Origin of the sequence: Methanosarcina sp. 1.H.T.1A.1 (assembly GCF_000979295.1) — an archaeon.
Classification (GTDB): domain Archaea; phylum Halobacteriota; class Methanosarcinia; order Methanosarcinales; family Methanosarcinaceae; genus Methanosarcina.
On sequence record NZ_JJQY01000085.1, the window covers coordinates 26,952 to 49,282 of the forward strand.

Annotated in this window: 21 protein-coding genes and 1 tRNA gene; 12 read left to right on the forward strand and 10 right to left on the reverse strand. The window is 41.7% G+C overall.

Annotated features, from left to right (window positions below):
- Positions 1–24: 24 nt before the first annotated feature.
- From EO95_RS08265 to dph5, 4 genes are all read right to left on the reverse strand, one after another.
- Positions 25–924, reverse strand: coding sequence for a carbohydrate kinase family protein (locus EO95_RS08265; protein ID WP_048133752.1), 900 nt, complete (start codon positions 922–924; stop codon positions 25–27).
- 275 nt (positions 925–1,199) lie between these two features.
- Positions 1,200–1,589: a DUF555 domain-containing protein gene (locus EO95_RS08270; RefSeq protein ID WP_048133753.1), complete on the reverse strand. Its 390-nt coding sequence runs from the start codon at positions 1,587–1,589 to the stop codon at positions 1,200–1,202.
- 405 nt (positions 1,590–1,994) lie between these two features.
- Positions 1,995–2,276 (reverse strand): DUF357 domain-containing protein, encoded by a 282-nt coding sequence (locus EO95_RS08275; RefSeq protein WP_048133755.1) that lies wholly within the window; start codon positions 2,274–2,276, stop codon positions 1,995–1,997.
- Positions 2,277–2,333: 57 nt separating this feature from the next.
- Positions 2,334–3,134, reverse strand: a complete 801-nt coding sequence (gene dph5 / locus EO95_RS08280) for a diphthine synthase (RefSeq protein ID WP_048133756.1) — start codon at positions 3,132–3,134, stop codon at positions 2,334–2,336.
- Positions 3,135–3,298: 164 nt separating this feature from the next.
- Here dph5 and EO95_RS08285 point away from each other — a divergent pair, with 164 nt between their 5' ends.
- Positions 3,299–3,541 (forward strand): thioredoxin family protein, encoded by a 243-nt coding sequence (locus EO95_RS08285; protein ID WP_048133758.1) that lies wholly within the window; start codon positions 3,299–3,301, stop codon positions 3,539–3,541.
- A gap of 72 nt (positions 3,542–3,613) precedes the next feature.
- On the forward strand, positions 3,614–4,531 hold the full coding sequence (trxB, locus tag EO95_RS08290; RefSeq protein ID WP_048133759.1) for a thioredoxin-disulfide reductase: 918 nt from the start codon (positions 3,614–3,616) through the stop codon (positions 4,529–4,531).
- A gap of 166 nt (positions 4,532–4,697) precedes the next feature.
- Here the strand turns inward: trxB and EO95_RS08295 are convergent, their stop codons facing one another.
- Positions 4,698–4,979 carry a helix-turn-helix domain-containing protein gene (locus EO95_RS08295; RefSeq protein ID WP_048066210.1) on the reverse strand — a complete coding sequence of 94 codons (282 nt, stop codon included), beginning with the start codon at positions 4,977–4,979 and terminating at the stop codon, positions 4,698–4,700.
- Between the two features lie 245 nt (positions 4,980–5,224).
- On the opposite strand from EO95_RS08295, the gene EO95_RS08300 reads away from it, so the two are divergent.
- On the forward strand, positions 5,225–5,737 hold the full coding sequence (locus EO95_RS08300) for a response regulator (protein WP_048133817.1): 513 nt from the start codon (positions 5,225–5,227) through the stop codon (positions 5,735–5,737).
- 1,017 nt (positions 5,738–6,754) lie between these two features.
- A complete protein-coding gene (locus EO95_RS08305; RefSeq protein WP_048133761.1) occupies positions 6,755–7,633 on the forward strand; it encodes a tetratricopeptide repeat protein in 879 nt (292 codons plus the stop codon).
- Positions 7,634–7,872: 239 nt separating this feature from the next.
- On the opposite strand, the gene EO95_RS08310 is transcribed toward EO95_RS08305, so the two are convergent.
- On the reverse strand, positions 7,873–8,664 hold the full coding sequence (locus EO95_RS08310; RefSeq protein ID WP_048133762.1) for an HAD family hydrolase: 792 nt from the start codon (positions 8,662–8,664) through the stop codon (positions 7,873–7,875).
- Between the two features lie 219 nt (positions 8,665–8,883).
- Between EO95_RS08310 and EO95_RS08315 the strand changes: the two genes are divergently transcribed.
- A complete protein-coding gene (locus EO95_RS08315; RefSeq protein ID WP_048133764.1) occupies positions 8,884–10,080 on the forward strand; it encodes a tetratricopeptide repeat protein in 1,197 nt (398 codons plus the stop codon).
- A 566-nt stretch (positions 10,081–10,646) separates the two neighbouring features.
- Positions 10,647–11,552: a RimK family alpha-L-glutamate ligase gene (locus tag EO95_RS08325; protein WP_048133768.1), complete on the forward strand. Its 906-nt coding sequence runs from the start codon at positions 10,647–10,649 to the stop codon at positions 11,550–11,552.
- A gap of 362 nt (positions 11,553–11,914) precedes the next feature.
- Here the strand turns inward: EO95_RS08325 and EO95_RS08330 are convergent, their stop codons facing one another.
- Positions 11,915–12,415 (reverse strand): cupredoxin family copper-binding protein, encoded by a 501-nt coding sequence (locus EO95_RS08330; protein WP_048133769.1) that lies wholly within the window; start codon positions 12,413–12,415, stop codon positions 11,915–11,917.
- A gap of 580 nt (positions 12,416–12,995) precedes the next feature.
- On the opposite strand from EO95_RS08330, the gene EO95_RS08335 reads away from it, so the two are divergent.
- The gene (locus tag EO95_RS08335; RefSeq protein WP_048133771.1) at positions 12,996–14,252 is read left to right on the forward strand and encodes an acyltransferase family protein; all 1,257 of its coding nucleotides are present in this window, start codon (positions 12,996–12,998) and stop codon (positions 14,250–14,252) included.
- 867 nt (positions 14,253–15,119) lie between these two features.
- Here EO95_RS08335 and EO95_RS08340 read toward each other — a convergent pair.
- Both EO95_RS08340 and EO95_RS08345 read right to left on the reverse strand, forming a co-directional pair.
- Positions 15,120–15,205: transfer RNA gene (locus EO95_RS08340), tRNA-Ser, on the reverse strand.
- A gap of 164 nt (positions 15,206–15,369) precedes the next feature.
- Complete coding sequence (locus tag EO95_RS08345; RefSeq protein ID WP_048133772.1) at positions 15,370–16,119, reverse strand: peptidylprolyl isomerase; 750 nt, start codon at positions 16,117–16,119, stop codon at positions 15,370–15,372.
- Between the two features lie 634 nt (positions 16,120–16,753).
- Between EO95_RS08345 and nikR the strand changes: the two genes are divergently transcribed.
- The 4 genes from nikR (at position 16,754) to EO95_RS08365 (ending at position 20,172) form a co-directional block, all read left to right on the forward strand.
- The gene (nikR, locus tag EO95_RS08350) at positions 16,754–17,212 is read left to right on the forward strand and encodes a nickel-responsive transcriptional regulator NikR (protein WP_048133773.1); all 459 of its coding nucleotides are present in this window, start codon (positions 16,754–16,756) and stop codon (positions 17,210–17,212) included.
- Between the two features lie 297 nt (positions 17,213–17,509).
- Positions 17,510–18,079, forward strand: a complete 570-nt coding sequence (locus EO95_RS08355) for a GNAT family N-acetyltransferase (protein ID WP_082105981.1) — start codon at positions 17,510–17,512, stop codon at positions 18,077–18,079.
- A gap of 164 nt (positions 18,080–18,243) precedes the next feature.
- Positions 18,244–18,813 carry a GNAT family N-acetyltransferase gene (locus tag EO95_RS08360; RefSeq protein WP_048133775.1) on the forward strand — a complete coding sequence of 190 codons (570 nt, stop codon included), beginning with the start codon at positions 18,244–18,246 and terminating at the stop codon, positions 18,811–18,813.
- A gap of 174 nt (positions 18,814–18,987) precedes the next feature.
- A complete protein-coding gene (locus tag EO95_RS08365; RefSeq protein ID WP_048133777.1) occupies positions 18,988–20,172 on the forward strand; it encodes a calcium/sodium antiporter in 1,185 nt (394 codons plus the stop codon).
- A gap of 75 nt (positions 20,173–20,247) precedes the next feature.
- Here EO95_RS08365 and EO95_RS08370 read toward each other — a convergent pair whose 3' ends face one another.
- Positions 20,248–20,649 (reverse strand): ACT domain-containing protein, encoded by a 402-nt coding sequence (locus tag EO95_RS08370; protein ID WP_048133779.1) that lies wholly within the window; start codon positions 20,647–20,649, stop codon positions 20,248–20,250.
- A 229-nt stretch (positions 20,650–20,878) separates the two neighbouring features.
- Here EO95_RS08370 and EO95_RS08375 point away from each other — a divergent pair, with 229 nt between their 5' ends.
- The gene (locus EO95_RS08375; RefSeq protein WP_052733544.1) at positions 20,879–22,246 is read left to right on the forward strand and encodes a sodium:alanine symporter family protein; all 1,368 of its coding nucleotides are present in this window, start codon (positions 20,879–20,881) and stop codon (positions 22,244–22,246) included.
- Positions 22,247–22,331: the final 85 nt, after the last annotated feature.

A 22,331-nucleotide genomic window follows, 5' to 3' on the forward strand; every position in this document is an offset into this window, starting at 1 on the left:
GCAGCCCACGGATTTTTTGCGATCTCAGCTCTCTGCTTCCAGTTTTCCGAAGCTGGCTTCGTAGCGAGATCTCATCTCTTCCCAGGTTGGAAGGCCGGTCTGGCAGCCCCGGGTCTGCACGGCAAAGGAAGCCACAGTTGACCCTATTTTTCCGCATGTGGGAAGGGAATATCCCCTGGTGTACGCCAGCAGGAAACCCGCCCTGTAAGCATCTCCTGCTCCGGTAGGGTCTACAGCCTTTACGGAAACTACAGGAATTGCCCATTCATCGTTGCCTGTGTAAATTTTGCTGCCTTCTGAATCGTATGTAACAACAATAACATCAATCATAGCCCTGAGCTCGGAGAATGTTTTTCCGGTCATCTCTGAAACTCGCCTGATTTCGTGCTTGTTTGCAAAGAGAATATCAGTGTGGGCAAGGATTGTCTCGAGTTTTTCTTTTGAGTAAGTCACCAGGTCCTGTCCCGGGTCAAAGGAGACAAAGCCGGCAATCTGCGCTATCTTTGCATTGTAGACGCAGTCTGCTGTTGCCAGGTGGACAAAATCTGCAGGTTCAGGCTCAAGCTCTTTGAATTTTGAGGATGCTCCCCAGTAAAAATAGGTGGTCTGGTTGTCTTCCCGATCCGTGAAAATGAAAGCCTTGGAAAGCTTCAGGTCTTCAATACTGTAAAGGCGGGAGAGGTCAACACATGCTTCCTTAAGAAGCTTCTCATATCCCGAGCTTGAGAAATCCATACCTACAGGAGATATCAGCTGGCTTTTTCCTCCCAGCTTTGCAATGGCAACTGCAATATTTGCAGCCCCACCACCAGGATATTCTTCATAGTCAATTACAGGGGAAGACTCGTTTAGTCCTGCTATTTTTTCAACATCTACAATGTAATCAAGGGCGATATGCCCCACTACGGAAATTACTCTGTCCATGCAGTATCCTCTTTTTTATGGGTATGGGAGGGGCCCGGGAGTTTGTGGAATAAAATATATTCTTGAAAGTTAAGTAAAGTAAAAACTCAGGAAAAGATAAAATTACTGATTTATTAAATTATGCCGTGACAGGTGCTTCTTTTTTTAGCCCGAGGCATTTAAACCCTGGCTATAGAAAAGCTGTCTTATAAGAAGCCGTACCGGTACGAAAAAACCGTATAGGTACGCCTTCCTCTGCCCCGGCATTTTCAACAGGTTAAGGGAAGGAAATCTGTTTATTTATTTGCCTTACCTTTCTGCTGCGGTTCGCTTTTATCGTTTGACCGTTCGAATTCCGTTACTTCGACAACTGTTAAAGGAATGTCGCGGAGGGACTTTCCGATGACGGATTTTGCGATCCTTTCCGCATGTTCCGCAGATTCGGCATCAAAAACCTTCATTTCAAAAACCAGTCCTACAAGAGCGGTATTTGCCGCTATGAAAACACTGCTGAAAGGCTCATCGCATGCCGGGCATGACGTAGTTCCCACATCAACCTCTACAAAATCCAGTTTGGGGTTCAGGCGTTTTCCAGCTTCAGAAATCGCAACCCCTATTGCATCATCAGCCGTTTTTACATCTCTAACCAACCAAGCTGCTTCAAGTACCACATGAAAGTTCTTCATAATTATCCACCGTAGTTATTTAGTATAAGTTTTTAAGAATATTCCCGGAGTGGGGAAAAGTATTACAAAATCTAAAGAATAGAGTAAAGGATATTAATTGTTTTGGCTTCGAATAAGCGTTTGTATTTATAAACTTTACTTATGATATGGTTTTTCAGTTTAAGCTTTTAAATTCTCAACTTTCAGCTATAAGTTTCAACTTATTATATTTTATTATTCTTTAATTTTTCAGCTTTTATTTTTCAGCTTTCAGTTATTAGCGTTTGTTTTTTAGTTATTAACTTTTTAACCTTCAGTTTTTCTTTTTCAGGATTCCTTACTTTCTATTCCTGTATATATGTAAGGGTTACTATATTCTTATACTGTATTCCTATTTTTTATTCCAGTCCTGTTCTTTCAGGTCTCTTAAATTGTAAAAAGAGTCTCGTCGTCCACAGCAAAGACCCCGAGTTTTGCTCCGGCATCAAGCCAGGCGTGCCCATAGCTGAAGGAAGCCAGGGCGTTTACAGGGTCCCCGTTCTCAAGAAAGTAGATTCCATCTTTATAGTAGGCTTCTGCCATTGTATAGTAATCCACTGCTACTGCATGCATATGGGAGTCAGGGATTGGAGCATACTTTGCTTTCTGCAGTGCTCTTTTTAACATATCCTCATATCTGTTGACCTTTTCATTCAAATCGGCAGGCATCTTGACCACCAGGAAGTCCTTTTTGCATTTTTTATTCGATCAGTTTTTTATTTGATCTTATTCCGTCTCTTCCATAATTTCCTCAGGACCGTCTGCAAGTTTCACAAGGGCTTCAGCTTCAAGGAAATGCAGTTTTCCGGGGACTACCAGGATATGAAGAGGCTTTCCAAAATCAAAATCCTTCAGGGTTTCTGCGTAGTCAGCTTTTACCACGGGCTTCTCCGAGCCTGCCCTTGCGATTCCCACGGCAACAGCCCTGTCCATTACACTTTCCCCTCTTTTTGCCTCAACCTCAAGCAGGAGTTCAAGAGCAAGGTTAACGGTCATATATCCTTTATCTTTATCGATGTCCAGAAAGACAAGGGTATGGAGGCCAAGTTCGGAGTTTTGTTTTATGGTATCATAAGGAGTTTCCGAAATTACCCTGGCTCCTCGCCGGCTTTCGTAGGGGTATGGGATACTTGCGGATTTTCCGAAGCGGTAGTTCTGAAGCCCGGTAAGCCCTGAGACGGCTGAGGCGATTGATGCTCCATGAACCAGGCGGGTTTCTATCCCTAGCTTTTCGGCTCTGAGGCGCAGGTCAACGTGAGTTGTGGAGACCATTGTATCCCCGCCTGTGAGGAAGGCGACATTTTTGTCTTTTGCTTCATCCAGCCAATCAGGTTGTTGTTCCACGTCTTCCCTTGAGAGTAAATGGACTTTCTTTCCGTAGAGCTGTTCCATTTTTTCAGGGTTTGTTCCCATGAGGCAGGAAGTATAGAACTCAGCGTATACAAGGTCAGCTTCCCGGACTGCCTCAAGTCCTTTTAAGGAAATATCGTATTCGTCAAAAAGGCCAAGCCCTATAAATGTGAGCATACCCCGCTTTAGGAGCTTATTGGTTTAAAGCTTTTGGCGCCGCAGGCTTATCCAGGGAATCTGTGGATCTATTTTTGGATTTTCAGATACGCTCAACGTATTTATATTTATAAATTAATAACAGAAATAAGGGTTACAATAGCAGTTTTTGGAGATGTATTTTTATGGTAAAGGTTACGCTTATTCATGCCAGCTGGTGTACGGCATGTCCGGCAACACGCAGGTTCTGGAAAGACCTTCAATCGGAATACGATTTCGAGTACGAGGAAATTGATGTAGAGACTCCGGAGGGTCAGGCTCTTATTGATAAGTACGGCATAGCCGGTGTCCCTACAACTCTTATTGATGAGGAACCTGCTTTTACGGGTCTTCCTAAAAAAGTAGATGCTATAGCCCGCATTACGTGAAGGCGCGTTAAAACTTTATTGCGCGTTAAAACTTTATTTTTTGAACTCATTTTCTGTTTATGGGGGGAAAGTATGTACGACCTGATAATTATAGGAGGGGGGCCTGCAGGGCTTGCAGCGGGAATTTACGCTGTGCGTTTCGGGCTTGAGACTCTTATTCTGGAAAAGAGCGAGATCAGCGGCCAGATCTCTATGGCAGATATTGTAGAAAACTATCCTGGCTTTCCGTCAATTTCCGGACTTGAACTGATGGAAAAATATCGAACACATGCTCAGGAAGCCGGGGTTAAGACCAGGATTACTGAAGTTATCTCGGCCCGGACCGAAGGGGCAAAAAAAATAGTCTCAACGGATAGCGGGGACCTGGAAGCAAAAGCTTTAATCATTGCCACAGGCGCAAATCCAAAGCATCTGAACGTGCCCGGCGAGAAGGAACTTATCAGCAAAGGAGTCTCCTATTGCGCAATCTGCGATGGGCCTTTTTTCAAAAACAAAACTGTAGTTGTTGTGGGAGGCGGCAACTCTGCAGTTGCAGATGCTCTTCTTCTTTCAAAGGTTGCCCAGAAGGTATATCTTGTCCACAGGCGGGACCGTTTGAGGGCTGCAAAAGTCCTTCAGGACCGGGCGTCTGCAACTCCAAACATTGAGCTCATCCTCAATTCTCTTGTCCTGGAAATAGTCGGGAGCGGGGAAGGAATAAAAAAGGTCGAAAAAGTTATCCTCCAGGATCTCAATAGCAAAGAATCACGGGAGCTTTCTACTAATGGTGTTTTTATCTATGTGGGCATCCACCCGAATACCGAATTCTTTAGTGTGGAAAAAAATAATGAAGGCTTCATCAAGACCGGCCGCTGGATGGAAACCTCAGAGAAGGGAATTTATGCTGCAGGAGACTGCTGCGAAACTCCTATCTGGCAGCTCGTAGCAGCGGTGAGGGATGGAGCAATCGCAGCCACGGCCGCAAACGAATATGTCGAAAGCCTTAAATAAAATATGTCCTGGTTTGGCTCAAACCGGAACTCGGCCTGGAAACATGGTTCTTATAAGTATGGTTCTTGCCAGGATCGTAAAGTCAACACTATTCATGCAAAATTAAAAAAGGAACAGTAAGATTGCCCTGTCCCTAACTTACGCATTCTGGAATTCGCTTTATGGCTTATTCCAGCATCTGGTTAATTTTATTGTAAAAATCTATGATCAATCTTGTCGCGTCGCTTTCCATATTCAACTGAAAAGTTCGGATCTGCTTTCCAAGAGGTTTTTCTATGACAATACCCGACTCTATTAGCGGGGTAATGACTCTTGAGACACTGGAGTGAGACAGACCGGTCTCTTCTGCTATTCCTGATAGGTAGGTCGATTCGTTCTGGTGCCCGATCAGATTTTTAAGGACGGTCATCTGTGCGGTTTTTCCAAAGATTTTTTCAAGTGGATCCATTGTTATCATCTCAGAGGTGGCTGTTCTCCGTAAGTGATTCTTATTTCCAATATTAACTTGCTATTTATGGTTATAAACTTATCTCCGTATTGGGTAGTCAGACGATTCATATGAAATCTCCGAAATATTTGGATAACTCTGCTCCCTCTCGTTTCACTGTGTACATTTTTAGTGACTCTCTTCGTTTTAATATTTGAGAAATGTTTAATACCTAAGAAAATCTATACTGTATGAGGTGGAGGGAAATGCATAACATTAATCTTGACCGTGAAATTTTAAAGCTTATAGAAGAACAACCTGAAATAAGCGAAAGAGATATTGCCCGAACTCTTTCTGTTTCGGAAGAGTTAGTAAAAGTTCGGATTGCAAACCTTCATGATATCAGGGAAAAAATCCTGATTATGGGTAATAGGCATAATGTCCACCAGACCCTTAAGAAGGTTCTCGAAGCTGAAAACTATAACGTTGTCAATGCATCGGACAGCTTTCCAGCCCTTGAAACAGTGAATGCGGAAAGACCAGACCTGGTACTGCTTGATACGGCTTTTCTGAATACAGATGGCTTTGAAATCTGCAGACAGCTTAAAGCCAGCCCAAGGTGCTGCTGGGTTCCTGTTATGATGCTGAGTGAAAGGGATAAAGCGGAAGACAGTGTTAAAGCCTTTAAATCAGGAGCTGACGATTACGTTGCTGAGCCTTTTAATCCTCTGGAATTGAAAGCAAGAGTCGGAATGATCCTGAGACGTAACCGGATTTGAATCCGGGAGGAAATTTCCTTTCTTATAAGCAGTAATACTGTCATAAGGAAGTCAGATTTATTGAAAGGTGAAATTTATTTTTCTTTCTCCTTTTCAGGTTCTGCATACTCTTACAGATTGTTCCGGGGTTTGAAATTCGGCAGATTTCTTTGAGGCATCTTAAGATTTTTATTTACACACTCCTTAAGATGCCCTCTTTACTTGTATCCTGTTAATATGCTTATCAACTATGTTTATTACTTTTACTAAATAATTGTGTGAAATACATATCTATACATTTAGTTTGTAAGTTCCTCAGAAATACTTATGTTAGTTTTTAATTATTTTAATAAAGATTACTTTTTACAAATCCTATTAGATCACTTCTTAAAATGGGTCTCTTCGTTAAAATTACAGATTCTTTTAAAATTACATTTTCCCGTAGAATCAAATTTATCATTAAAATTAGATTTTCCGTCAAAATTACATAGCTTCGTTGAAGTTCCTTGAGAACTCTGCCGCAACTTCGATATTAGGGTAACAAGTAATGATTTCCATACAGGTCGCGCGTAGAAATCGGCTTCTTTTTATCCAGAAGATATTTTCCCCGGTCTTTACCTATTTACTTTTCAGGGACAACCTGAAGAATTTTTTGGCGAAAGCGGAACTGAACTGATATCTATAAGAAACAAGGTGTATATTGAGCCCTTCAAAATCATATTTTAGTCTACTAATATCAAATTTATTAAGTTATTTACTAATATATCATAGATTTGCTAAATATCGACTTTATTACTGAGTATGTTTTGAAAACTCTATTTTTAAAATAATTATGTTTATGAATATTTCAAAATGTTTAAAAAAGAATAAAACGTAAATTATCATGCGTAACTGTTTTTCCATCCTTATTTCTGATAAGGAACTAAAGTACAAAACCGATTTAATGCTCTGAAAGTATATTGTTGTTCAAGGTAGATGTGGTAAAGCTGTGGAAAAACGTAACCCAAAAAAGGTGTGGCAAATAGGTGTGGTAAAGTTATGACTTTGAATGAATGGTATAATAAAGGCGTTGCACTCCATGAACTAAAAAGGTTTACAGAAGCTCTGGATGCATACGATAAGGCTCTGGAAATAAGCCCTGATAATGCAAAAATCCTGTTTAGCAAAGGGATTGTTCTCAAAAGCCTCATGAGGTACGAGGATGCTCTTGATGCTTTTGACAGGTCCCTGGAGATCAACCCTGCTGATGCTAAAACCTGGTGCTTCAAAGCTGAACTTCTCCTGAGTCTTATGCAATACGAGGAAGCCCTGGATGCATTCTACCGGGCGGTATCCCTGGCTCCTGAAGACCCGGAAGTCTGGTACAGGCGGGGAATGGCTCTCAGGGAGATGAGAGCATACGAAGATGCAATGGACGACCTTGAGAAAGCTATCCGGCTCTATTCAAAGAACTACGACATGGGCTCCATGAGCGCAAGCGAATGGTGCAAGAAAGGAATGGGGCTCTGTAAAATAAAAAGTTATCAGGAGGCTCTTGATGCTTTTAACAGGGCACTTGAGTTAAACCCAACTAACGGAAAAGCCCTTTACAACAAAGGGGTCGCTCTGCGCTGGCTCGAGAAGAATGATGAAGCAAAATTATACATTGAGAAAGCTGTGGAGATTTTTGACAACAAGATCAAAGCAAATCCCGAGAATGCAAGGTTCTGGTACAACAAAGGAATTGCCCTGAGAGACCTTGAGAAATACAAAGAAGCGCTTGAAGCTTTTGAAAAGGCTATAGACATCAACCCGAGCTTTACAAAAGCCTGGATTGGCAAAGGAATAGTATACGACAGAGTTAAGAAACACCAGAAAGCAATGGAAGCCTATGAAAGGGCAGTTGATATAAATCCTATATACTCAGACCTTATTTAAGCAACCTTAATATAGAGCATCTTTCCAGAGAAAATGCAGATACAGAGCCAGAAAAAGCCGTTAGCCAGAAAAAGCTGTTAGCCAGAAAAAGCTGTTAACCAGAAAAAGCTGTTAACCAGAAAAAGCCGTTAGCCAGAAAAACTTGTTCAGGAACTGACAGGCACATTGGCTAAAATTATCTTTTTCCCTTATCTTTAAACTGTCTTTTTTTATCATAGTTTATCCAGCCGGACTTTTATTTACGGATCAATTTGATTTTTGTTTTGCGGAGCTGTCTGAACATGAGGGCTGTTCAGGGTGCCGATATATCCCATAAGATCCTGAAATGTGTTGAGCTGGAAGTCAAAGCATTGTTCTGTTTCCTCTGTGTGTCTCCAGTCCCCATAGGAAGCATATGCTGTTTTTAAGCCTAGCCTGCGTGCAGGAGCCATATCTCTTTTGATGCTATCTCCCACCACCAGGCTTTCTTCCGGCTTTAGCCCGAGGGCATCAAGAGCAAAGAGAAAATGGGCAGGGTCCGGCTTTTTCGTACCTGTCATATCTGCAGACACAAGGAACTCAAAGGAATCAAGAAGCCCGACTCTTGTAAGCCTTGCATGGGCATGGTACCTGTCAGCGTCTGTTATTATTGCAAGTCTGAGCCCAAGTTTCTTCAGTTCCTCAAGGGTATCCCTGACCCCCGGATAGAGTTCGAGGTTTTGCAGTTTTTCCCTATCATAGATCTCACAGCACTGTCTGTATGCCTGCGCTGTGAAAAGCTTTCTCTCCTGCATGTAGTCCTTTATGTTTTCATAGTCTTCAAACCCGTAAGTTCCCCTGAGAAAGTACCTGAAAAGTTCTGCGGGATCCTTCTTAAGGTTCTTATCCCCCTCTCCAAGATAGGAAAGGATCTCCCTGCATGCTATGAGTTTTACGGCTACGAAATCAAAAAGAGTATTGTCCATATCAAAGAGAACAGCTTTCAGAGTTTTCGGGCGATTTTGCTGTACATTCTTCCGGACACTTTCCATGGTTTCCCTGATCTGGTTCATTTTTTCGGATCTATTTTATGTTTTTTGAATTTTTCGGACCTTCTTCTTTTTCTATTCCCCTTTTCCGGACTTTTCAGACTACTTTTTGGGGGAGGCTATAAAAGCCATAAATGACAGATGTATAGGTCATAACGAACAATAAACTTAAGTAGATAACGAACGCGAGTACTTGAAAAATTGTGGGTCTTAATTGTAAAAGACAGTAAAGGAAATTTGGACATGAACTCTGGAGAACACAAGGACGAACCCTTCACAAAAGAAGGAAATGGAGATAAAACTGAAACCGGAGAGGGGTCAGTTTCCGATGATATGTATGTACTGGATGACTCGGAGAGTGTGGCAAGGGAGGAAGTCAGCAACGAAATTCTTGCAGCCGAACTTAATGAATGCGGCCTTGATCTTCTCAGGCTTGGCAAGTTAAATGAGGCAATTGTTGCCTTTGATAAGGCGATTGACAGAGACCCGAAGAATATCTATCTTTTGAATAATAAGGCCGCAGCTCTTGAAAACCTTGGGCAGTTTGAGGAAGCTCTCAAACTCTATCAAAAAGCTGTTGAGATTGAATCTGAAGATGCGGACCTCTGGAACAACATGGCTTTTTCCTATTCTCAGGTGGGGGAATACGAGAAAGCAGTCGAAGCCTATGAGAAAGCCCTTGAGCTCAGGCCGGACTATCCTAATGCATGGTATGGAAAAGCCCTGAACCTCAGCCAGGCAGAAAAATACGAAGAGGCTGTTGAAGCCTATGAGAAAGTCCTTGAGGAAAATTCGGATTATAAAGAGGCCTGGACAGGAAAAGGTATAGCTCTCGGACAGCTGGGGAACTACGATGAAGCAATTATTGCATACGATAAAGCACTTGAGATCGACCCTGGTTTTCTTGAAGCCTGGTATTACAAAGGAGTGGACCTTGATAGCCTTGGCAGTTACAAGCAGGCTCTGAAAGCCTACGAAAAAGCCGTGGAAATTGATCCTAAAAATGACGATGCCTGGAATAATATGGGCATAGATCTGGAAAACCTGGAAAGGTATGATGAAGCAATTCATGCTTTTGAAAAAGCAATCGAAATAAATTCCGAAAACTCCGATGTCTGGTATAACAAAGGATTTACCCTCAGCCAGGTGCAGAGGTTTGAAGAAGCTGTCGAAGCGTACAGAAAAGCCACACAGCTTGACCCTGAATATCTGGAAGCCTACTCAAGCCTCGGTTTTGTGCTGACTCAGCTCAAACGCTTTGAAGAAGCCCTGGAAACTTATGAAAAGGCACTTAACCTTTACCCGGATGCTGCAGATGCCTGGTTTGGAAAAGCTGTCTGCCTGAGTTTCCTCGGACGTGAAGACGAAGCTGAGGACGCATATATAAGAGCTGTGGAAATCGACCCCAGATATTCTGAGATTGGTGGGAACATTCAGTAAATCCGGAGAGATTTTTTTCCTCCTGATCTTACTTTCCACTTTCTTCTTTTAACTATAAGCCCCTGGGTTTAATGAGCTCGCTGCAAGAATGGGCATTTGCGTGATAAGCTGCGTGATAAGCTGCGTGATAAGCCGCGTGATAAGCTGTGTGATGGAATCTCTGGAGTAGTTCAGAGACCCGAAGAATATCTATCTCACGACCTCATCCGACGTCCTCAGGCTCATATGCATGGTCGAGAAGTCACAGTTAATTCCGACAGGGCCTGAACCTTACGGATCATCATCAAGAAGTCACCCTTCCTACTTTGTAATTTATCTTGGAAATTTTCACTTTTTTAGATTCGTTTCCTGGTTTCCGGAATGTCCGACAAAACCGAAAAATCTAAAAATCGTAAAAAGATAAAATCCTGCAAAATACAGGACTCAGCAGCGAAAAACATAATTCTAAGCATGATTCTAAGCATGATTTTAAGCATAATTCTATATACCGGAAACGCTTTTCAAATAGATGTACATCTCCCTTTAAATTTAGAAACACTTCCCCACAGGGTGGAGCGGATGAAAGAATGAAAGGATGGATTCTTTACAAGAGCACGGCTGCCGAATTAAGGCCCGACCTGTACGAAATTCACCGCTTCATCGAGGTTGCGGGTGAGAAGGGAATAGAGCTCAGGGTTGTAAAACCCGACCAGTTCGACCTGATTGTAACAAGGGATGACAGAAAAAGCATTCTTCTGGACGGGGAAGTTGTCCCCCTTCCGGACTTTCTCCTGCCGAGAATGGGTGCAGGCACAACCTATTTCGCACTTGCGGTTATCCGCCACCTGGAACGCCTCGGAGTTCGCGTTTTTAACTCTTCGCAGAGCATTGATACCGTCAAGGACAAGCTCTATTCCCAGCAGATCCTGGCCGAAAGAGGAATTTCGTCCCCCAATACAATGTTTGCCAAAAACCCGGTCAACATAAACCTGGTTGAAAAATACCTGGGTTTTCCCCTTATAGTAAAAGCCCTCTCCGGCTCCATGGGCAAAGGAATCTTCCTCTCGGAAAACCACGACAATTTCCGGGACATCATGGAACTGATCCATGTAACCAACCCCAATGCAAACATAATCCTTCAGGAGTTCATTAAATCCAGCCTAGGAAGAGATCTCCGTGTCCTCGTAATCGGAGGCCGGGCAGTCGCCTGCATGGAAAGAATTGCTCCCGCAGGTAGTTTCAAGTCCAACTATTCCAGAGGCGGAGAAGTCCGCAAATTCGACATGACCCCCGAGATAGAACAGCTGGCAACCGAAACCGCCCGCACCTTCGGACTCGACATAGCCGGCATCGACCTTCTCTTCAACGGCGACCACTTCAAAGTCTGCGAGGCAAATTCTTCCCCCGGCTTCGAGGGCATAGAAAAATGCTGCGAAGTCAATGTTGCAGGCATGATTTATGATTTTGTGAGGGGAAAGGTGGGGGAAAAGTAAAGGTCAAATCTTTGATCTGACATTCCACAGATGTCCTCAAATAAAGCATTCCTCTTGCTATCATTTTTGGAGAATTACTCCAAAATCTGCAATTATTATTTTGACCGAATATTCGAGAAATTGAAATTGAAATCTTTGAATGAAGGTACAAGGTCAAAAAGTGTGGAAGATTTCAAAACCACAGGTATGAATAACTTGTGCAGTTTTTAGATAATCCAATAGCAGAAAAAAATAGTAAGAATTGAACAGAAGCCTGCGAAAAGTGAGTAAAAAGCAAAGCGCCGTTTTTTAAAAACTTAAAATGAAGATTTCCAGCAACTCCAGTACCTTAAATCTCAATACTCTCTTGCCCTGCAAAGCCTTTATTCCGTAACCGTAACAGTTCCTTTCATAGAAGGATGGATAGAACACTCGTACTCATAGACTCCCGGTTTGGTAAACACGAAAGAGTAAGAGTCTCCGTCCCTGAGTGTATCAGACTCAAAATCAGGACCTTTTATTGTATGGGTAATTGAATCAAGGTTTGTCCATCTGACGGTATCTCCGGCTGATATTGTGACTTCTTCAGGGTTAAAGGCAAAATCCTTGATTGACACATCAACCGTCTGTCCTTCCCCTTCGGTTTCAGACGTTGCATTTGAAGCTGGAGTTACGGCTTCAACGGGAGTTATAGCTTCAATTGAAGTAATAGCTTCAATGGGAGTTACAGCTTCAACTGGAGTTACGGTTTCAACCGGAGTTACGGTTTCAGCGGGAGTCACTTCTTCGACCGGAGTTGCAGGCTCTTCGGCACCATTCTCTGCGCATCCTATTGCCAGAAATACGCTACATAAGACTAGCAAAATAACCAATTCTCTTCTCATTATTTTCCCCCATGCAAAATAAGAATGCTTTATAAATAACGTTTTTATTTTATAATAATTCCTACCAAATTCGGAATATAGTTCTTTTTCGGGATTATTGTATGTCAATAAGAGTTTTAAATAATGGATATTTGATGTCGACTCATATCATTTTTTTTTCTCTACGCGTTTTATTGTCCTCTATTTATAAAATAGGGCTTCATGCGTCTTCGGTTAAGTGAGGAATCATGATATATCGCATCCATTTCTACAAAAGTTTTCAAAAAAAACATCAGTTTATAAGATGGAGCACGGTATCGATTTGAGGTTAATTGGACAAAATTTGAGGCATACTTCTGGTACAAAATCGATAGCCTTCAGGCAAGAAAATTCCTTGACCGATGACCAATGAAATTAGCTTAAATTAATTCCTGAGATAACTTCTGGGTAGTTTAAATTAACTTCAGTCGAATACCCCGCCAGCTTGCTCCGGGGTGCGCCAGCGCAACTTTGATTTATAAGATAAACTTCTGGGTAACTAAAATTAATTCATGAGGTAAACTTCTGGGACAATTTTAAGATATGTGTAGGGACTGATATAATGAAAAACAAAATAATTGCATTTGACTTTTTAAGAGCATTAGCAATAATTATGATTATTCCAGCTCACTTGAGTAATTTTTTATATTCTACTTATGGGAAATTAGCACTCTATGCCTTTGATCCTTACTTTGCAAACATGGGTTTGGGTCTCTTTATATTTATGAGTGGATACCTGATATATTACAATAATCACTCGATAAACTCGCTTCAAAACGCATTCGATTTCTATAGAAAAAGGCTTCTTAGAATCTATCCCCTTTACTGGGCTGCACTGGCCACATTTGTACTGGTATTTTTCGTATTTGCCCCGAGGTTAAATTCGGGCTTTGTTTTTCCCAATTCGGAAAATGTATTCGGTTTTTTTAATATATTTGTACATGTACTTGGGCTGCAAATCCTGCTTGCTCCGGCTTATGCATCTCCTATGCTAACGCTTTATTTTGTAGGTTTAATTGTTATTTTCTATGCCATTTATCCGTTTCTCATTATGTACTCAAAGACTACAAAACGCCTCTTACTTTCCTCTACCATTGTATATCTCGGATTCTTTTTAATCTCAAAAACTTTCAATATTATTGACCACCGCTTTTTCATGTTTTTCCTTATATTCGTTTTTGGGATCCTTGCCTGCAAGGAAAGCCAGTTTGGAAAAGCTGTAAAGATCCCCGTGAAAACCCCCCTTGCCCAGGTCCTGCTGGCAGTTCTGCCGGTCATCTTCGTACTGACAATCGTTATGGGATTGAGGGAGTCTCTATTTCTGGACCCAAGAGTTTCCGTAACCATTGATACCGCGAGTGGCGGCACAATAGGTTCTTCCATGGTAAGATCTATCCTGGACAGTATGGCAGGTTTATTGAGTATTAACCCGCTTTTACTACAGTTCCTCATTGACACACTACTTCTAAATATTTTTGTAATTTTGTTCTGTGTATTGGAGTATTCGTTTGCGATGAAGTTTGTCAATGAGAAATTCTCACGTTCTTTAAGCTCATTCTTTACGTATATTGCTACATCTTCGTACTGTGTTTATTTATTCCATAGACCATTTTTTGCCCTGTGGAACTCGGGAACAAACTTCATAGTTTCTCCAATTTTACGCGATGTTATTATGGTGTTTATAGCTATTCCCCTGTTATTTTTCATTTCATACCAGATTCAGACAATGGAACTGAACTTGAAAAGAAATTTCTCACACAGAAAATTCCCTGGAAAAAACCTGCCTTATACAAGATTTATTACAGGTTTTAATAAATAAAAATAATATGTGAGAACAGATCAAATCAAGTTAATCAGACGTAGGAATAACCATAAAAAATTGTAGATAAAGGTCGAGAATAAGAAAAGGACAGGAAATAAGACTCAGTACCAAAATCCAGTGATGAATGTAAAATTAAATATCACTGGATTTTATAATTGGTTACAATTCTTGTGATAAGATCTTTGGATCGCGGTTTTTTGAACTCGAATACTGATTTTGATTAAAGGCCGGATTCTTCTTGCGAATTCAGAATTTCAATCAAGAAATGCAAAAATCACTAGATTTTGGAACCGAATCCAGCTAACTGAAGGATATATCTTTAAATCTATTTGTGCCACTACTTTATCAGAAAATTTTAAATATTATAAAAATAATTAAGAATTAACAAGTTATATAAAAACTTGGAAAAACAGAAAAACAGAAAAACGGAAAAACGGATTTTCAGATGATAAAAATATTTGGATATTGGGAAAGAACCTAAACTCCCAATTCCTATTCTATTCTGAACCAATTCTCTTAAAACATATACGGTAGGCTGGTAAAAACAGAACTGTTCATATACACAGATCTGACTCTAATTCCGGAATTTGGTTTTCGGAACACGGATTTCCCTGGCCTGCAGCTTATAAATATTTTTGTTGAATAGATAGAAGGTTCTATCGAACTTAAAATTACAGTGGGGCAAAGTTCAATCTCAACTTCAGTAAGCTAAAAAAGTGATAACTGAAGCTTTCCGATGTATAAATTTTCAGTCTCCCGATGTAAAAGTCTGATCTTACTGTTTTAGAAGTACGGGACGCGGCAACTATCGGAGATAGGCATTGATTGGAATAAAAAGATCTTTTAAAAAAAGCATTGAAGTTACGCTGAGGGGGAGATTCGAACTCCCGTAGCGCGTGAGCACTACCGGTTTTCAAGACCGGCGCCGTAGTCCGCTGGGCTACCTCAGCATGTTGAAAATATACTTTTAAATGTAACTTTTTTTGGCTTTCCGGATAAATCCCGGCAAACCGTCCTGATATTCCGGGACGCGTATACAGAGAACCTGATTATTATATATAAAATTTGCGAAGAGAAATAACTCTTCGCATTTCTGTTAATTACAGTTAAATAATTATTCCTGGGACTCGGAAGTCTCTTCTTTAACTTCGGTTTCGGCTTCAGCCTCGACTTCAGGCTCTGCAGGTGCAGGGACTTCAGCTTCAACTGTGAGCTTTTCAATGAGCTGGACTTCTGTGAGACCGGCGTACTTGAAGAGTTCGGATGCTACCCTGTTCTTTGCCATGAGCCAGCGCTGGTTGAAGGTCAGGCCTGTGGGCACATTGATCTTTGCGACACCATCAGCTATTTCGACTTCCGTGTCACGAATGCCGGTATAGAGGGCAAGAATACCCTGGATCTTTTCAACATCATTCTCAAGGATCTTTTCAATGGTGTACTCGTAGCTAACAGTCTTGCCTGCAAGGGGGCTGTTAAAGTCTACAGTGACCCTGCGGCCGATAACCCTGCTGACAACTCCTCTTCTGCCGTCCAGTTCAACAGGCATGCCGGGGTGAACATTTCTGTCCGGGAGCTTTGTTATGGAAACGGTCTCTACGAGACTCGGGTTGCTTGGGCCGAATGCCTTTTCCGGAGGGATTGAAACTGTGCCGGAGTAACCATCTTCCTTTCCTTCAAGGTCTTCATCAAGGCCATCGATTGTGTGCCCTGCTCCAACAATAACGACGTCTCCGCCGTAAAGTCCGCGGGGATTATAGATCTCTTCTTTTTTTGCAAGCTCTTCGTCTGTTGTGTCGAAAATCCTGCCGTCCTCAAATCTACCTGTGTAGTTTAACTTTATGAAATCGCCTTTCTGAATTGCCATAATTCTCAACTCTTCTATTAAATTAATTAAATTTGATAAGTAAGGAAATTATCCTTTATTAGTTAAATTCCTGAACTTTTAGAGTAAACGCGTTTCACGCTATAGAACTCTGGCTTTAATAAGCTTTTTGGGAACCAACAGGGTTGCCTGAAACCTCACTGGTCGTTGTAAAAATTTTAATTTATTGTAATTTATCCCATAACCAGTACCTGCTGCCATTATGGAATATTTGGGGAAAAGATTCGGCCTGTAATACGGAAGAAAAGTCACTTTCATTTTCGTCTTAGAAACTGTCCTCTGAGGCAAAAATACCCTTTTTTGCAGCTTTGTCAGGCAGGGACAGAAGTTCCGGCAGGAAGACTTTAGTCTGTACCAGTTCATTCATGCCGTCATTTTGTCAGATAAACATCTTTTGAATCAAACATAACTCCAGAGTCTAATTATCTCTATCCTGTGACTGTTTATGTCTCTGAATACAATAAAATCTTAAATATATCCTTGAATATTATATTTAATGGGGATTAGGAAATATAGTGGATTTTATCTGTTTGGTCAACAGGTTTGATTTTTCATCAGTAAAACGGCTGAGGCCAGAAAAGCCTGACAGAAAGGATCTCATTTTCAGGAGAGGTGTATGGAAAAAAGACTTATGAGAATAGGGATTTCCCTTCCCGGGGAGCTTCTGGATAAGTTTGATAAAGCCCTTGTGAAGAGAGGATACTCCTCACGTTCTGAAGGCATAAGGGATGCCATAAGAACATACAACCAGCACTATGAATGGATGCAGCAGATAGAAGGCAAAAGGGCTGCAAGCATCTCTATTGTATACGATTGCTCAAAAAAAGGCGTAACAAGTACCCTGGCAGAAATTCAGCATGAATACATGGATCTGATAAGCTCTTCAGTCCATTTCCATATGGAAGAAAATTTCTGCTTTGAAGTGATAATCCTTGAAGGGGACGGAGAAAAAATAGTGGAACTGGCTGAAAAAATACTTAGTTTAAAGGGAGTTAAGCACGCCAGATTAACAACCGTACCTGAAGAGAGGACAGTGTCAACTATCCCTGAGCTAAAGACTCAGGGACGTGTCTAACAAGCCCTGGTTGACCAGATCCCCGATTTGGAGCAACGGAAAATAGGGAACCTATAGGAAAGGAAATAGTTACCCTGAAATACCGCCTTGGGTTCAGGCTCTAAGGATACCAGTTAAACAGTCCTGAGAGGTAGGGAAGTGCTCGCATCGCTAAATCTTTCTGACGCGTTCTTCCCCCGAGCTAAAGACTCCGGGGTTTCCTGCTGAGGATTTATGAGCGGAGTGAACTGAAAAACTTATCTAATTTATATACAACGATGGTTTCATTTCTTTCAATTCTAGCACTTCAGGAGATATATGGATCTTGCAAAAATCCACGCAAAGCCAGATCTATATTTAAGAGGTTTTAAAAAAACACTATGGGATACCGCAGGAATTTTTCTTCTGAAGGGATGGAAGCAAATTGAAAAAGAAAATGTTGGAACTGTTGACGATGCCATGCTTTCGGAAATCCTTAGAATTCAGGCAGAAGGATTTAAAAATGAAAGGCAGGGGGAAATTATAAAATATTCACAGAAATTCAGAAAAGTCTTTTATGTAATTAAGAGACAGGATAAGGTAATAGGCTACTGCATATATCACATGAAGCCGTTTTTGTCATCCCGGGGTTTTGAGAAAAAATCTGTAATTTATTCGATTGCAATTGACAGTAAATTCAGAAAGAAGGGATTTGGCAGGAAGCTTCTGGAAGAAAGCATCAGGGAAATGAAGCTGAATAGGGTATTTTCTGTCCTCCTGTACGTAAACGTAAACAATATCCCTGCCATAAAATTATACGAGAAAACGGGTTTCTTGATAGTCAAAGAAGTAGAAAACGTATGTGGACAAAAGGAGATATGCTACAAAATGGAACTTAAACTTTTTTGATTTCAGGACTCAGAGGGTATATTTATATAAAAATTCGGTTTTACAGTCCAGTATGCCTGTAGTTCATAACTTTATATCTGCAGCAAAGGAAAGAGTTTCTTTTAATAGCAGCGACAAAACCCACGGTGAATTATATCAATGGCTTTCCACTTTAAGGTGATTCTATGGATCCCACACAAATTTACATGAGATTAGTTTCATATTTTGCGAGTTTTCTGAAACTACTGCGGGATACAATCGGGGCTCATCTTCTAAAAGAATGGAAACATACCGAAAAGGAACATATTTTGCCTGTAGATGAAACTATGCTTCCTGAGATTCTTAGAATTCAGGCAGAGGGATTTGATAGTAAGAAACAGGAAAATCTTATAAAATATTCAAAGAAATTCAGAAAAATCTTTTACGTAATTAAAAACCAGGACAAAATTGCAGGTTACTGTATATACTACCTGAAACCAGAACTTTCGTTCAAAGGACTGAAAAAGAAATCCGTAGTTTACTCAATTGCAATCGACAAGAAATTCCGGGGAAAAGGATATGGCAGGACGCTTCTGGAAGAAAGCATAAAGGAAATGAGGCTGAACGGAATATACTCTATTCTCCTGTATGTAAATGTAAAAAATACCCCTGCAATAAAGTTGTACGAAAAAATGGATTTTCAGATAATCAAAAAAATAGAAGGTATATGCGGCCAGAATGAGACCTGTTATATAATGGAGTTAAAACTTGCCTGATTAACTCCTCAATTGTTTTTAAAATTGGCATTTTCCTGCAAGTGTTTCTAATTTCTGAAAAGCGTTACCTGATGAGACATTATCCTTTTCTTACAGGTTGTCATTTATTAGCATATTATCAGGTACGGCAGCTTAAAGGATATCTTTAAATAAAACTCGAGTTCACAATTCAATGTGTACTTAATTAACGCCCTTATTTTTATCGGGGGGCTACTGCTGCTTGTAAAGGGGGCAGACCTGTTTGTAATGTCCTCGTCCTGGATTGCTAAGAGGTTTGGGGTCTCAGAGTTTATAATCGGGCTAACTCTGGTATCGATAGGGACATCTATGCCTGAGCTTGCCTCCTCCCTTACAGCATCCTTCGAACACGCAAGCGGAATAGTTATGGGCGATGTACTCGGGTCAAACATCGCAAACATAGGACTGGTCGTGAGTACCGCTGCCCTTCTGTCCAATGTGAAGACTGAAGAACTAATGCTTAGAAGAGACGGCTATATAATGTTATTTTCCGCCTTTCTTTTTTTACTTTTTGTTCTGGACTTCAGAATTTCAAGGATTGAAGCCTCAATTTTTCTTTTTCTATATGTTGCCTATCTTCTGTTCCTGCTTGAGAAGGTGAAAAAACACGAAGAAGATATATATTTCAAAGACTTTATTCACTACTTTTTCAAGTTTGAATATATTTTCGATTTAAAAGCAAGGATTGAAACAGGCATTAGAGGACGAATGGATGAAAAAAGAATAAAGGAAGCCATAAAAGAAAGCTATGAAAAAACAGAAAGAGAAACTAAAACAGAAGAAGTGATTAGGGCAGAGAATAAAACTTGCACTGAAATTAAAGCCGAAAATGAAACTGAGATAGAAAATGAAACTGAGATAGAAAATGAAACTGAATATCTTTTTGAAAGCAGCCTTTTAATAGAGTTTATAAAACTGGTCACAAGCGGATTTGCTATAATAATCGGGGCAAAGTATTTCATAGAGCAGTCAATATTTTTTGCCCAGATTCTGGAGGTTCCGGAGACTCTTATCGGTGTAAGCCTTGTTGCAATCGGGACTTCCCTTCCTGAACTGATGGTAACGGTTTCTGCAGCCCGCAGCGGCTATGCCAGCATAGCTCTTGGAAACGTCATAGGGTCAAATATCACTAATACTCTCTTGATTCTGGGCTGTTCGGGACTTGTCCACCCTCTCACAGTAACCGAAATCAGTGTCTATTACATAACACCTTTCATGCTGCTTATCAGTCTCCTGCTTCTCCTCTTTATCCGGACAGGCTGGAGAATAAAAAGGTTTGAAGGGCTTATCCTTTTCCTTCTCTACTCCGGATTCATGTTTTTCATCTTCCGCCTCGGATGAGTTACCACCCTGAAGAAACACATCTATTTTTGCTATAATCCTTCCTGCATTTCAAAAATATGGCTCCTGAGGATTTCATTTCAGGATGTCATAACCGACTTCCTCAAGGGCTCTTATTGCATTTTCCATGTCTGTTTCCCTGACCAGAATGTAATCGGTATCATATGTTGAAACGGCAAATATGCTGATACCGTTATCAGCCAGAGCCGTGCTGATTCCTGCAAGGATTCCTGTCAGTCCGAAGTCCAGAGGCCCTTCAACTTTCAGGCAGCTCCATCCCTTTTCAACCAGGGCACCTGCAGGAATATTTTCAGGGATACTTCTTTCCTGGCAGACGACCGAGAGCTCTTCAGGGGTTTGCGTAACCGATAAGAAACTGCTTCCATACACCCATTCAGGAATTTCAGAGCCTGTTTCCAGCTTGCAGATTCCAAACCTGCCTTCAAGGACACTTAAAGTGAGTTTATTTTGCTTCATACAGGATTCCTCTTTTGTCTTTTCTATTAGACATTTTACCTCAGACTATGGTCCTGGTCTGGATTTCTGTTCCATTTAGCACTCCAGGCTCCAGGAATTATTATTCTTATCTCAGGAAGCGCCAACATCAATATTTAAGACCAACCGCGAACAAATACTTAGTTAAATCCGTTTCTTTATCTTTTGATCTTTATCTTTTAAGCTTTATTTCTAACCGGGGCTGGCTTGAATGGAACTGCTGGGTATCGATATACTTAAAGTTTTGACGGGGATAGACGGATTTGTCTGGGGGCCACCCCTTCTGATTTTGCTGGTGGGGACGGGGATTTTCCTGACCATGAGCCTGGGGTTGATCCAGGTCTTCAAACTGCCGCTTGCTCTCAAATATGTCCTGAATTCGAGAAAATTTGAGGCGGGAGTTCTGGGGGACGTCTCAAGCTTTGCTGCGCTCAGTACGGCCCTTTCGGCAACGATCGGGACCGGAAACATCGTGGGGGTTGCAACTGCAATCAAGACCGGGGGGCCCGGAGCTCTTTTCTGGATGTTTCTTGCGGCTTTTTTCGGGATGGCTACCATGTATTCCGAAGCCCTGCTAGCAGTCAAATACAGGACTGTTGACGCAAACGGGCAGATGTCCGGGGGCCCCATGTACTACATCAAAAACGGGCTGGGTCATAAAAAGTACAGCAAAATTCTTGCCCCTCTGTTTGCCATCTTCGGGGTAAATGTTGCCCTTTTCGGGATAGGGACCTTTCCTCAGGTAAATGCTATCGTGGACTCGGCCCGGATCGCCTTTGACATCCCCGAAGTCCTGAGTGCAGCCGTGCTGAGCCTGCTTGTAGCTTTTGTGACGCTTGGTGGGATCAGGAGGATTGCAGCCGTAGCCCAGTTAATGGTGCCTTTCATGGCAATTGCGTATGTGCTGGGCTGTCTGATTATTATCGGGCTGAACCTTGACAAAATCCCTGCAACCTTTTCTCTGATCCTCAATTCCGCCTTTACAGAAACCGCAGCCAGGGGCGGCTTTCTTGGAGCCGGTGTGATGCTTGCAATCCAGATGGGAATTGCCCGTGGAATCTTTTCAAACGAAGCGGGACTCGGGAGTACGCCCATTGCAGCTGCAGCTGCCAGGGTCAAAGAACCGGCAAAACAGGGCTTGATCTCCATGACAGGGACCTTTTTCGATACGATCGTCGTCTGCCTCATGACCGGAACTGTGCTGATCATGACGGATTCCTGGACAGGGGACCTTGCTGGAGCCTACATGACCAGCTACGCTTTTTCCACCGTGCTTTCAGACCTCGGAAGCTACATCGTGACTCTGGGCCTGATCTTCTTTGCCTTCACAACCATTATAGGATGGAACTATTACGGGGAACGCTGCACGGAATTCCTCTTCGGGGTCAGGGGGATTCTTCCATACAAGATTCTTTACATCCTCATTGTTGCCTCAGGAGCCTTCCTGACCCTTGACATCATCTGGGTCCTGGCAGACATCGTAAACGGGCTGATGGCTATCCCGAACCTGATAGCCCTCCTTGCGCTGAGAAAGGTCGTTGTAGCCGAGACCAGGAAGTATTTTGAAGCCCTGAGTTGAGGGTCCGATCGCTGAAAATCGACATCAAACCACCTGAACCTGAGGCCTGAAATCCGGCCGGGGCAGGGAAGAATACAACCTGATG